Consider the following 12,232-nt stretch of genomic DNA (forward strand, 5'->3'; position numbering starts at 1 on the left):
GAGGGAAGCGACATGCCGGGACGGCAGCCGCGCGGCCGCGACATCCCCTTGGCCACATCGGCCCGCCGGCGGGCGCCTGAGCGCGGCCGATCGGACGGATGCCAATGTAAAGCGCGTTACAGTACTGTCTTTTACTTCTGACATATTTGCGCGTTGAACTTTCGTGGAGGGACAGCCATGCCTGACGTCATCAAGGTGCGTGCCGCGACCAACAACGAAGTCGCGTTCCTTTCCTGGGATATTGACGGGATGATCCCGGGCTGCCTCGGTTTCGAGATCGTACGCCTCTACCCCGATACCGGCGAGGAACGCTGCCTGGCCTCCTGGGTGCCGTTCAAGGGGCAGCGCAATCCGAGATGGATTCCGCAGGACACCGGCGTCTGGCCGGTGCAGAAGACATTCTGGCGCGATCTGACCGTGCGGCGCCGGCGCGACAGCCTCGATGTCAGGCCGGAGGGCGAGATGATCGCCTACCGCGTGCGTCCGGTCGGCGACATGAAGCCTGGCCTCGATCAGGTGCCGGTGCGCCCCGATCAGGTCGTTGACGGTAAACCCGCCTATACCGGGCCGGCGCGCCCGCTCGGCTATCTCGGCCAGGGTGCCGTCAGCCCACCGATCTTCCTGGGGCAGATGTTCGGCAAGGCGCGCGTTGCGTTCACCAACGGCGTGCTGTCGACGCAATGGATGTCGCACGCGCTTCAGGAGGCCGGCATCAAGGTCGGCCAACGCGACAAGATCAGGGCGGTGCTGCAGGATCGGACCAGCAAGATACGCGCCTATCTGCATGGCGATGTGCCTGATGTGCTGACCAGCCTCCTGAAACGCGCCAAGACCGAAGGCGGCACCGTCAGGCTTGCCCTCTATGAGCTTGGTGACGACGAATTGTGCGACGCCATCATCGCCGCCAAGGATGTCGTCGAGGTCATCCTTTCCAATTCGGGCAGGGACGACCAGACCAAGGCCTGGGACGCAGGCAATGCACCTTACCGGAAGCGCCTGCACGATGCGGGCGTGGTGGTGACGGACCGCCTGTTCAACAACAACCATATCGGCCACAACAAGTTTGCCATCTACCGCGATGCCCAGGGCAAACCGCAAGCGGTGATGACCGGCAGCACCAACTGGACGTCGACGGGCATTTGCGGTCAGTCCAACAACGCCTTCATCCGCGACGATCCTGATATGGCAGAGGTGTTCGACGCCTATTGGCAGCGCATGAAGGCCGATGTGTTCCCACCGCCGGCTTCGGAGAGCGCTGCCGGTCATGTCGTGCAGACGCAGGGCGTGCCGTTCCGCAAGGAAAACCACCTGCCAAACCCGTTCAACGGCGCCTCGGTGGCGTTGGACGGCATGACGGTGTGGTTTTCGCCGAACGACCCGAACCGCAACAAGAAGGACATCTCGGTGCGTCCGGTCGACCTCGAGGATGTCTTCGCCCGCATCAAGGCGGCCAAGCGGGCGGTGCTGTTCCTGGTGTTCAACCCTTCGCTGCTCGGCGAAAACTCGATCGTCGACCAGGCCGTCGCGGCAGCGAAGGCCGATCCGAAGCTGATCGTGCAAGGCGCGATCAGCGACGAAACCGCGATGCCCAACTATGTCGCGCCGACCAAGGATCCGGTCACCCACAAGTCGAACAAGGACGGCAAGTCGCCCTTTGTCTATCCGGAGAAGGTCTGGGAGGCGCCCAATGTCTCGATCGTGCGGGCCGCAAACCTGACCGGCGCCACGATCGCCCGCGACTTCCAGGCGGAGGTGCTGACGGTCGGCCATGCGATCGTACACGACAAGATCGTCATCATCGATCCGATGGAGGACAACGCCACCGTCATCACCGGCAGCCATAACCTCGGCTACAAGGCTTCCTACGAAAACGACGAGAATCTGGTCATCGTGGAAGGCGACAAGACATTTGCAGCGGCCTATGCCGTGCACATGCTCGACGTCTTCGACCACTACAAGTTCCGCGCCTGGCGCAGGACGATCGGCAAGGGGCCTTCAGACGATGACGGGATTTCCATCGACGACAAGTGGCTGAAGCCCTATGCCGACGGCAAGAAGGGCGCGATCGCCCGCTATTTTCCATAGCGCCGCCGCGTTTTGCATCCGAGATTCGTTCAATCTGGACCGATCGGCTTCGGCCGGCCGGTCGATCCCGTTGGTGCAAACGGATCTCCGATCCGGGCCTTCCTTTCCTCTGGTCGAACCAGTAGCTAGTGAGGCTTGCCGGCCGGATGGCCAGCCCTCACATGGATGACAGCATGGTCGCGACCGGCTCGAGCGAAGGCGAAGCGGGGACGCAGTGGGCAGCGCTCGCCGGCGTTACCGCCGCACTTGCCATGTTCGGCGCGGCGCAAGGGCTGAGCTCGCCGCTGTTCACGCTTTTGATGCAGAAGCAAGGCATGTCACCTGGTTTGATCGGCCTGTCGGCGGCGATGATGCCGCTCGGGCTGATCCTGTCTGCCTCATTCGTGCCGGCGGCGGTGCGGCTGGTCGGTGCGCGAAACCTGGCGGTCGGCTGCTCGCTGATCGGTGCGCTTTGCTTTCTGGGGATCGGCTATCTGCAGAACTGGGTGGCCTGGTACGTCATCCGCTTCATCATCGGCGTGGTCATCAACCCGCTGTATATCCTTGGCGAGGTCTGGGCGTTGTCGCTGGCGCCGCCTTCGCGGCGCGGCCGGGTGATGGGCGTGTTCAACACGCTGATGGGCGCTGGCTACGCAGCGGGGCCCTTCACCCTGACTCTGGTCGGCACATCGGGCTGGGCGCCCTTCAGCGTCGGTGTCGGTGGCTTCATGCTCTGCGCCGTCATTCTGCGCCTTGTCTCCTCAAAGCTCACCGGGTTCGAGGATGACGGCCAGCCCTCCGGCAGCTTTGTCGGTTTCGCCCGGTTGGCGCCGGCGCTGCTGCTGGCCGTGCTGGTCTCGGCCGCGGTCCAGCAAAGCACCTATGCGCTGGTCCCGGTCTTCGGTGCCGGTTATGGCCTGCCGGAAGCCGTGCTCGCCGCGCTGGTGATGGCGCTGTCCCTGGGCAATATCTTGCTGCAGATCCCGCTCGGGCTGCTCGCCGAGCGGTTCGGCGGCCGCCCGATGATCCTGGCCTGCGCGATGGCGACGACCGCCTGCGCGCTTCTGCTGCCGCTGCTGATCTTGACACCACTGATCTGGGGCGTGTTGCTGGTGATGGGCGCGGTCGGCTACGGCGTCTATACGATGGCGCTGGTCGAACTCGGCAGCCGGTTCAAGGGCACGCTGCTCGTCACCGGCAACGCGGCCTTCGCCTTGCTGTGGGGCGTTGGTGGTATCGTCGGCCCGCCGGGCGCCGGCCTGCTCATGCAGGGCATCGGTCCGCTGGGGCTGCCCGTGGTGATCGCCGGTCTCGACGCGGTTCTGATCGCCTTCGCTTTGTACCGCTCCTCGCGACGTCGAGCCTCCTGACATGGATCTGGCTGGAGCAAGCGCTTTCCTCCGGCGGCGCCTACCGCGGTTTGATCAAACCGTTAATCCTGCCGCGCAGCAACGATAGGACCATGGCCGCGACGGATTCGGAAACTGACGAAGGAATACAATGGGCAGCGATCACCGGCGTGATCGCGACCGTGTCGGTGTTCGCCATCGCGCAGGGGCTGTCCTATCCGCTGCTGAGCTTCATCCTGCAGCGCCAGGGCGTCTCGCCGGCGATGATCGGCCTATCGGCGGCGATGACGCCAGTCGGGTTCATCCTGTCGTCGCCGCTGATCCCAGCGCTGGCGCGGCGGTTCGGGGCAGGGCGCACGGCGCTCACCTGTGCGGCTCTTTCGGCTGTTGTGCTGGCGCTAATCGGCTGGACGCAGAATGTCTATCTGTGGTTTCCGCTGCGCTTCCTGATCGGCGTCGTGACCAATCCGCTCTACGTGCTGAGCGAAATCTGGGTGATCGCGCTGGCGCCGCCGGCCCGGCGCGGCCGCGTCATGGGCGTCTATTCGACGATCATCTCGGCCGGCTTCGCGGCCGGGCCGCTCTGCCTGCTTGCCGTCGGCACGGAAGGCTGGCCGCCATTCCTCGTCGGCATTTCCGCCTTCGTGCTGTGCGGCGTCTGCCTGGCTTCCGTGCTGCCGCGCCTGCCGAAGGTGGACGAAGCCGGCCATCGGGTTTCCGTTCTGGGCTTTCTGCCGCTGGCCTGGCTGCTCTTGTTCGCCGTCGTGGTGGCTGCCGGCTTCGAACAAGCAGCACTGGCGCTGCTGCCGGTCTACGGGACCTACCACAGCATCGCTGAAGCCCGCATGTCAGCCCTGCTGTCGGTGATGATCGCCGGCAACATCGCCATGCAAGTGCCGCTGGGCTTGCTGGCGGAAAGGCTGACGGCGCGGTCTGTGCGGCTGGTCTGCATAGCCATCACGATACTTGGATGCATGCTGTTGCCGCTTCTCATCGAAACGTCGCTGATCTGGCCGATGATCTTCGTCTGGGGTGCCGTCTCCTACGGCATCTACACGATGTCGATCATCGAGCTCGGCGAGCGATTCACCGGATCCACCTTGATCGCCGGCAACGCCGCCTTCTCCTTGATGTGGGGCGTCGGCGGTATCTCCATGCCGCCGCTGGCCGGAAGCGCCATGGATGTCCTGGGCGCCGGCGGCCTGCCGATCACGCTCGGTCTGCTGTGCCTGGCGCTGGCGCTCGCCAGTGTCGTTGGTCGCGGGAAAGCCTGAATCCTTGGCCAAGGCGTCGCGGCTATTGAATATCGGACACGGCATGTCGATGTTGCATGCCGAAGCCTTGCCTATCGGAGATTCCATGACCAAGCCCCTCACGAAGCCAGAATCCGGCACCGAAGATCCCTTCCTGTGGCTGGAGGACAGGACAACCACCCAGTCGCTCGACTGGGTGCATCACCAGAACGAGATCACGGTCGGCGAATTGCAGGGCGACCCGTCCTATCAGGCGGCGTTCCAGACCGCGCTCGACCTGATGACGGCCGAGGACAATATCGCGGTCGGCTCCGCGCTCAAAGGCCATGTCTACAATTTCTGGCAGGACAAGACCAATGTGCTCGGCCTTTGGCGCCGCACCACGGTCGCTTCCTACAAGACCGAGAAACCCGACTGGGAAACGATCATCGACTTCGACCAGCTTGCGGCGAAGGAAGGGATCAAATGGGTGTTCAGTGGCGCCAGCCGGCTCTATCCGGACTTCAACCTATGCCTTGTCTCGATGTCGCCGGATGGCGGTGATGCCAGCGAGATGCGCGAATTCGACATAGAGACCAAGTCCTTTGTCGATGGCGGATTTCGTGCTCCCGCCTCGAAATCGGGTTTCGGCTGGCTGGACAAGGACACCGTCATGGTCTCGGCGGCCTTCGAGGAGGCGGACAAGACCGAATCGGGCTATCCGCGCGTGGTCAAGCTGTGGAAGCGCGGCGCCAAGCTGGAAGACGCGACACCGATCTTCGAGGCGCAGAAGGAAGATCTCGCCGTGGGTGCCGCTCTCGAGTTCGATGGCGACAGACGCTATCTGGTCCTGGCCAGGACGCTCGATTTCTTCGCCTCGCACATCTTCCTGCGGCTGCCTTCCGGCGAGAACAAACGCCTGCCGCTGCCTGATGACATGACCGACACCGCAATTTTCAAGGATCAGCTTGTCTTCGGCGTGCGCAGCCCGTGGACGGCGCCCGACGGCACGCTGTGCAAACCCGACGGCCTCTATTCGCTGGATCTGGCGCACTGGGTCGAGAGCGGCGCGCTCGGACCCGTGGAGACCTTGTTCGAGCCGGCGTATCGCGTGTCCATCGCCGGAATTGCCCGCACGCAGAACCGGCTGTTCATCAACCTGATGGACAATGTGCGCGGCAAGGTCGTCGTCTGCGAACGCAAGGAGGGCGGCTGGTCGCTGAAGCCGGTCGCGCTGCCCGAAAACGGCAATGTCGGCATCAGCCATGCCGAGCAGTTCGGATCGAGCGTATCTTTCTCCTTCACCGATTTCCTGACGCCGAGTTCGATCATCTGGTCGGATGACAATGGCGAGACGCTGGCCACCGTGAAGTCGCAGCCGGCGCGTTTCGATGCGTCGCCGCTGATTTCGGAACAGTTCGAGGCGCGCTCGAAGGACGGCACGATGATCCCCTATTTCGTCGTCAGGCGGCGCGACCAGAAGGGCCCGGTGCCGACGCTGCTCTATGGTTATGGCGGCTTCGAAGTGCCGCTGCTGCCGGGCTATGCCGGCGTGCGTGGCAGGCTGTGGCTGGAGAAGGGCAACGCCTATGTGCAAGCCTGCATCCGCGGCGGCGGCGAGTTTGGCCCGGCCTGGCATCAGGCGGCGCTGAAGGGCAACCGCCAGAATGGGTTCGACGACTTCGCCGCGGTCGCCCAGGACGTCGTCAAACGCGGCATCGCAACGGCTTCCTCGCTCGGCATCCAGGGCGGCTCGAATGGCGGCCTGCTGACCGGCGTTTCCTTGACCCAGCACCCCGAGCTGTTTGGCGCGGTCATCATCGAGGTGCCGTTGCTCGACATGCTGCGCTACACCGAATTGCCGCCCGGCGCTTCGTGGATGGCCGAATATGGCGATCCCTCAAAACCGGAAGACGCGGCGTGGCTTTCAGCCTATTCGCCCTACCAGCACGTCGACGCCGGCGCCGCCTATCCGCCGGTGCTGCTGACCACCTCGACGGCGGATGACCGGGTTCATCCCGGTCATGCGCGCAAGATGGCCGCCCGCCTGCAGGAGGCAGGCCATGCAAGGACGCTGTTCTTCGAGGAGACCGAAGGCGGACATGGTGGCCGCGGCGACCGCCGGCCGCAGGCGGCGCAGACGGCGATGAAGTACGTCTTCCTACAAAGGGCGCTGACCGCCAAGGCTTGAACTCATTCCCTGGGCACTCTTGCAAAGGGTGGTTCACCTCGACCGTCCTTTGCTCTAAGGTGCCGGCCATGGCTCACGTCAGGATATCGGCTCGCGCATTCCGGGTCGCGGTGACACCGTCACCGCGCACGTTGCGTGCCGAGCTTTTGCGGCTGTGCGCCCGCATCGGGTATTCGCCACCTGCCTTCCTCTGATGAATTCGCCCCCGGCACGGCCGGATAGAATCCAGAGGAAAGATCAGACCCATGACCTATCAGAACTATTCGCTGAAGCAGCTTCAGCAGATCGACGCCGCGCATCATCTCCACCCGTTCACCGACCACAAGGAACTGCGCGAGGTCGGCTCACGCATCATCACCCACGCCAACGGACCGTTCATCTACGATTCCGAAGGGGCCGAGATCCTCGACGGCATGGCCGGGCTGTGGTGCGTCAACATCGGCTATGGCCGCGACGAACTGGCCGAGGCCGCCTACACCCAGATGAAGGAATTGCCTTACTACAACTCCTTCTTCAAATGCTCGACGCCGACGCCGGTGCTGTTGTCCAGGAAGCTGGCCGAGATCGCGCCGAAGCACGTCAACCAGATTTTCTACGGCTCGTCCGGTTCGGAAGCCAACGACACGGCGCTGCGTCTCGTGCGCCATTACTGGGCGCTGGAAGGCAAGCCGGAGAAGAACCGCATCATCTCGCGCAAGATGGCCTATCACGGCTCGACCGTTGCCGGCACTTCGCTTGGCGGCATGGATGCCATGCACAAGCAACTCGGCGGCGCGGTGCCCAACATCGTCCATGTGATGATGCCTTATGCCTATGAGTTGGCGCTGCCCGGCGAGAGCGATCACGATTTCGGCCTGCGTGCGGCAAAGGCGGTCGAGGATGCGATCCTCGAAGCCGGCGCCGACAAGGTTGCCGCCTTCATTGGCGAGCCAGTGATGGGGGCGGGCGGCGTGAAAATACCTCCGGCCAGCTATTGGCCGGAAGTGCAGCGCATCTGCCGCAAATACGACGTGCTGCTGATGCTCGACGAGGTTATCACCGGCTATGGCCGCACCGGCGAATGGTTCGCCGCGCAGACCTTCGGCATCGAACCGGACACCATCACCACCGCCAAGGCGCTGACCTCAGGCTACCAGCCGCTGTCGGCGCTGCTGGTCGGCGATCGCATCGCGGCGACGCTGGTCGAGAAAGGCGGCGAGTTCTATCACGGCTACACCTATTCCGGTCATCCGGTGGCCTGTGCCGTGGCGCTGAAGAACCTCGAGATCATCGAGAATGAAGGGCTGGTCGATCGCGTCAGGAACGAAACCGGCCCTTATTTCGCCAAGGCCCTGCAGGAACGCATTGCCGGGCATGATCTGGTCGGCGAGGTGCGTTCGATCGGGTTGATGGGCGCGATCGAAATCGTCAAGGACAAGGCGACCAAGGAGCGGTTCCTGCCATCGGGAAGTGCGGCGGTCACCGTCCGCGACCACGCGATCGGGCAAGGCATGATGCTGCGCGCCACGGGCGACACGATGATCCTGTCGCCGCCGCTGATCTGGACCCGCGACACCATCGACATGGCTTGCGAGCGCATAGCCAAGGCGCTGGATCTGGCGCAAGCGGATCTGCGCAAGCGGTAGGTTCGAACCTCGACCGGGCGTTCTTCGACAGGAACGCCCGGTGAGAAACATGCTGTCGCGATGGGGAACGATTCCACCTTCGGCGCGTAGTGTGTCAGGCAGCAACCGATTCGGCTGCGACAAGGGGTTCGTTTTCATGAGAAAAACTGGCAAGAGCCGACGCGTGCAAGAAGCAACGAGCATCGGTGGCGACCTGATGCTGGCGCCGATGGTGGCGATGATGCGTCTGCCCTTGATGGCCATGGATGCCGGGAGCGGCCAGCCATGGAGCACGGAGACGGCCCGCGCGGTGAACGAGAAGACCGTTGCAATGGCCGAAGGCGCTTTTGCGGCGCATATGTCTATCCTGCAGTCGGTATCGCGGTTCTGGCCGGAAGTCTTTTCCGGCCGCACGCCGTCGCTGTTCAACGGCGTCGCGGCGGAACTGTCGATCGGCGCCGCGCTGAAGCCGGCCAGCCGCGCTGTGAAAGCGAACTTTCACCGGCTGTCCAACAAAGCCTGACCGAGGCGATCCATTAGACCCGTTTGACTATCGGCCAAACGAAAACCGATTACGGTTTTTGGGATGATGGTCTAGAACCCGCTGAGGCACATTTGCCTGAAGCGCGTTATGCATGTCCGTATCCCAAGCCGATTCTAGGGTGACATGCATCAAAGGGGGTATGATGGCAGGACAAGCGCTCAACGAGCCCGCTGAAATTCCGGCCGAACTTGATCGCTGGAACTGGGGCGCTTTCTTCCTCAACTGGATCTGGGGTATCGGCAACAGCACCTTCATCGCACTGCTGGCGCTGATCCCGTTCGTCAACATCATCATGATCATCGTGCTTGGCGCGCGCGGCAGCCGCTGGGCCTGGCGGAACCGGGCGTGGCGCGATGCCGAGCAGTTTCGCAAGACCCAGCGCAACTGGGCGATCGCCGGCCTTGTCGTCTGGGTGGTTGGGATCGGCGGCTGTGCGACGATGGTGGGCAGCATTCCCTACCTGCTGAAAGGCAGCGATGCCTATCACATGACCATGGACAAGCTTCGCGCCGACGATCGCGTCAAGGCCGCTCTCGGCGACGTCGTGACCGACAATTTCTGGGTCGGCGGCCATCTCAATGTCGACGCGAATGGATCGGGGGAGGCTCAGTTCAGCATTCCGGTCCATGGCGCCAAGGGCAAGGGCACTGCGTTCTCGACCGCTACCCGAACAGCCGGCACATGGAGCGTGCGTCTGCTGGTCGTCAAGGTGGAAGGGGTCGATGCACCGATCGTGCTGCTCAATGAGGATCATGTGCCAATTCCGAATGCGGCGATCGGAATATAAAGCGGGATCGTGTAGCCAGGTCGGCAAAACGCAAAAACCGCGCTCCATCGGGAACGCGGCTTTGCCAGATACGCATGGCGCTTCGCTACTCAAACACTTGGCGAAACTTACGGGCTCCGGTACGCGAGACCTGATCCGGAGCGCCGGGCGGATGCGATATGTCCGCCTCGCAATCCGTTTTATAGAGACATCGTTACCGCGGAGTTATCGAGAGCTTAAGCAAACCTAAATTTGGCGCGTTTGTCGCGAGGTCCGCGAAAAAATCCAATTATATTAGCGGCTTATGGATTGCTTCCGCGCAGAAAATTAATGATGCCGGAAAAATCGGCGCCGGCGTGCCCCTGGGCGTTGAACAGCGCGTAGAGCTGGGCCGCCTCGGCGCCCAGCGGTGTCACCGCGCCAGACCCAAGTGCTGCTTCCTGCGCCAGCTTCAGGTCCTTCAGCATCAGGGCAGCGGCAAAACCGGGCTTGTAGTCGCGGTTGGCAGGCGAGGTGGGCACCGGGCCGGGCACCGGACAGTAGGTGGTCAGCGCCCAGCACTGGCCGGACGAGGTCGAGGCGACGTCGAACAGCGCCTGATGCGACAGGCCCAGTTTTTCCGCCAGCACGAAGGCTTCGGCGACGCCGATCATCGAAATGCCGAGGATCATGTTGTTACAGATTTTTGCCGCCTGTCCGGCACCGTCGCCTCCGCAATGGACGATGCGGCCAGCCATCGGCTTCAGGATCGGCTCGGCGGCGGCGAAGGCATCGTTGGAGCCGCCGGCCATGAACGTCAGCGTGCCGGCCGCCGCACCGCCGGTGCCGCCCGAGACCGGCGCATCGATCGACAGCAGGCCGTGCTTTGCGGCGACGGCATGCGCCTTGCGCGCCGATTCGACGTCGATGGTCGAGGAATCGATGAACAGCGCGCCTTTCCTGGCCCTGGGGGCGATGTCCTCATAGACCGACAGTACATGCTTGCCGGCCGGCAGCATGGTGATCACCACGTCGGCGTCCTTCACCGCGGCCAGCGCGTTGGCCATGATGACGACGCCGTGGTCGCGGGCGACCGTGAGGTTCTCCGGCATCAGGTCGAAGCCATGTACGGCGTGCCCGGCCTTGACCAGATTGGCGGCCATCGGATTGCCCATGTTGCCGAGGCCGATGAAGGCGATCGTGGTCATTGTCTCTCTCCCGGTTTCTACTGGCTTCAGCGTCCGATCAGGGCGCGCGCGATGATGACGCGCATGATCTCGTTGGTGCCTTCGAGGATCTGGTGCACGCGAAGGTCCCGCACCAGCTTCTCGATGCCGTAGTCGTGCAGGTAGCCGTAACCGCCGAGCAGCTGCAGCGCATCGTTGGCGACGGTGAAGCCGGTGTCGGTGACGAAGCGCTTGGCCATCGCCGACCATTTGCCGGCATCTGGCGCTTTGCGGTCGAGCTTGGAGGCGGCGGCATAGAGGAAGATGCGTGCCGCCTGCAACTCGGTCTCCATATCGGCCAGCCTGAACTGCAGCGCCTGGAACTGGTTGATCTTCGAGCCGAAGGCCTTGCGGTCGGCGGTGTAGGACAGTGCCTTGTCGAGCGCCGACTGCGCGCCGCCCAGCGAGCAGGCGGCGATGTTCAGCCGGCCGCCATCGAGGCCGGCCATGGCGATGCCGAAGCCGGCGCCTTCGCCCGACAAAAGGTTTTCCGCAGGCACCTTGCAATCCTCGAAGATCACCTGGCGGGTCGACTGCATGTGCCAGCCCATCTTGTGCTCGTTGGCGCCGAAGGAAAGGCCGGGCGCATCCTTCGGCACGACGATGGTGGAAATGCCTTTCGGCCCCTCGGCGCCGGTGCGCACCATGACGGCATAGACATCGCTGTCGCCGGCGCCCGAGATGAACTGCTTGGCGCCGTTGAGGACATAGTCGCCGCCGCTCTTCACCGCACGGGTCTTCAGCGCCGCGGCGTCCGATCCCGAACCCGGTTCGGTCAGGCAATAGCTCGCCAGCCATTCCATTGAGGTGAGCTTCGGCAGGAAGCGCTGGCGCTGCTCGTCATTGCCGAAGCGGTCGATCATCGAGGCCACCATGTTGTGGATCGAGATGAACGACGAGAAGGCAGGATCGGCATGCGACAGCGCCTCGAAAATCAGCACCGCGTCGAGCCGGCCGAGCGCCGAACCGCCGACATCGTCGCGGACATAGATGCCGCCGAGGCCAAGCGGCCCGGTCTCGCGAATCACGTCGGCGGGGAAGTGTTTCCTTCGGTCCCAGTCGAGTGCATTCGGCGCGACGCGATCGGCGGCGAACGCCTGCGCCATCTCCTGGATGGCGCGCTGTTCCTCGTTGAGTTCGAACTGGCTGGTGCTCGCATCGACCGCGGCGTCCATGGCGTGCTCCCTATATGCTGGCCAACTAGCCCGCTGGCCTGTCGTTTTTGGCTTTGCGCGCGCACCAATCTAGACCAATGATGCCGCCGCGCAACCCGACCG

Annotated in this window: 9 protein-coding genes; 7 read left to right on the forward strand and 2 right to left on the reverse strand. The window is 63.6% G+C overall.

Annotated elements, in window-relative coordinates:
• Window positions 1-177: 177 nt before the first annotated feature.
• The 7 genes from AC56QP_RS31895 (at window position 178) to AC56QP_RS31925 (ending at window position 9,771) form a co-directional block, all read left to right on the forward strand.
• Entirely contained in the window at window positions 178-2,085 is a 1,908-nt protein-coding gene (locus AC56QP_RS31895) for a phospholipase D-like domain-containing protein (RefSeq protein ID WP_489861908.1), read from the forward strand.
• Window positions 2,086-2,258: 173 nt separating this feature from the next.
• A complete protein-coding gene (locus AC56QP_RS31900) occupies window positions 2,259-3,434 on the forward strand; it encodes an MFS transporter (RefSeq protein WP_489861907.1) in 1,176 nt (391 codons plus the stop codon).
• A gap of 92 nt (window positions 3,435-3,526) precedes the next feature.
• Window positions 3,527-4,687, forward strand: a complete 1,161-nt coding sequence (locus AC56QP_RS31905; protein WP_489861906.1) for an MFS transporter — start codon at window positions 3,527-3,529, stop codon at window positions 4,685-4,687.
• A gap of 85 nt (window positions 4,688-4,772) precedes the next feature.
• A complete protein-coding gene (locus tag AC56QP_RS31910) occupies window positions 4,773-6,836 on the forward strand; it encodes a prolyl oligopeptidase family serine peptidase (protein WP_489861905.1) in 2,064 nt (687 codons plus the stop codon).
• A gap of 245 nt (window positions 6,837-7,081) precedes the next feature.
• Window positions 7,082-8,461 (forward strand): aspartate aminotransferase family protein, encoded by a 1,380-nt coding sequence (locus AC56QP_RS31915; RefSeq protein ID WP_489861904.1) that lies wholly within the window; start codon window positions 7,082-7,084, stop codon window positions 8,459-8,461.
• Window positions 8,462-8,597: 136 nt separating this feature from the next.
• Complete coding sequence (locus tag AC56QP_RS31920) at window positions 8,598-8,963, forward strand: hypothetical protein (RefSeq protein WP_489861903.1); 366 nt, start codon at window positions 8,598-8,600, stop codon at window positions 8,961-8,963.
• 163 nt (window positions 8,964-9,126) lie between these two features.
• Window positions 9,127-9,771, forward strand: a complete 645-nt coding sequence (locus AC56QP_RS31925) for a cytochrome c oxidase assembly factor Coa1 family protein (protein ID WP_256750658.1) — start codon at window positions 9,127-9,129, stop codon at window positions 9,769-9,771.
• Between the two features lie 281 nt (window positions 9,772-10,052).
• Here AC56QP_RS31925 and mmsB read toward each other — a convergent pair whose 3' ends face one another.
• Entirely contained in the window at window positions 10,053-10,937 is an 885-nt protein-coding gene (mmsB, locus tag AC56QP_RS31930) for a 3-hydroxyisobutyrate dehydrogenase (RefSeq protein WP_497100926.1), read from the reverse strand.
• A 26-nt stretch (window positions 10,938-10,963) separates the two neighbouring features.
• On the reverse strand, window positions 10,964-12,130 hold the full coding sequence (locus AC56QP_RS31935) for an isobutyryl-CoA dehydrogenase (RefSeq protein WP_489861902.1): 1,167 nt from the start codon (window positions 12,128-12,130) through the stop codon (window positions 10,964-10,966).
• Window positions 12,131-12,232: the final 102 nt, after the last annotated feature.

The organism is Mesorhizobium sp. RCAM 05104 (assembly GCF_059683645.1).

What these genes read in the sequence shown, in the direction of transcription:
- AC56QP_RS31895 (WP_489861908.1), top strand. Translation starts at nt 178, where the DNA reads ATGCCTGACGTCATCAAGGTGCGTGCCGCGACCAACAACGAAGTCGCG.
- AC56QP_RS31900 (WP_489861907.1), top strand. Translation starts at nt 2,259, where the DNA reads ATGGTCGCGACCGGCTCGAGCGAAGGCGAAGCGGGGACGCAGTGGGCA.
- AC56QP_RS31905 (WP_489861906.1), top strand. Translation starts at nt 3,527, where the DNA reads ATGGCCGCGACGGATTCGGAAACTGACGAAGGAATACAATGGGCAGCG.
- AC56QP_RS31910 (WP_489861905.1), top strand. Translation starts at nt 4,773, where the DNA reads ATGACCAAGCCCCTCACGAAGCCAGAATCCGGCACCGAAGATCCCTTC.
- AC56QP_RS31915 (WP_489861904.1), top strand. Translation starts at nt 7,082, where the DNA reads ATGACCTATCAGAACTATTCGCTGAAGCAGCTTCAGCAGATCGACGCC.
- AC56QP_RS31920 (WP_489861903.1), top strand. Translation starts at nt 8,598, where the DNA reads ATGAGAAAAACTGGCAAGAGCCGACGCGTGCAAGAAGCAACGAGCATC.
- AC56QP_RS31925 (WP_256750658.1), top strand. Translation starts at nt 9,127, where the DNA reads ATGGCAGGACAAGCGCTCAACGAGCCCGCTGAAATTCCGGCCGAACTT.
- mmsB (WP_497100926.1), bottom strand. Translation starts at nt 10,937, where the DNA reads ATGACCACGATCGCCTTCATCGGCCTCGGCAACATGGGCAATCCGATG.
- AC56QP_RS31935 (WP_489861902.1), bottom strand. Translation starts at nt 12,130, where the DNA reads ATGGACGCCGCGGTCGATGCGAGCACCAGCCAGTTCGAACTCAACGAG.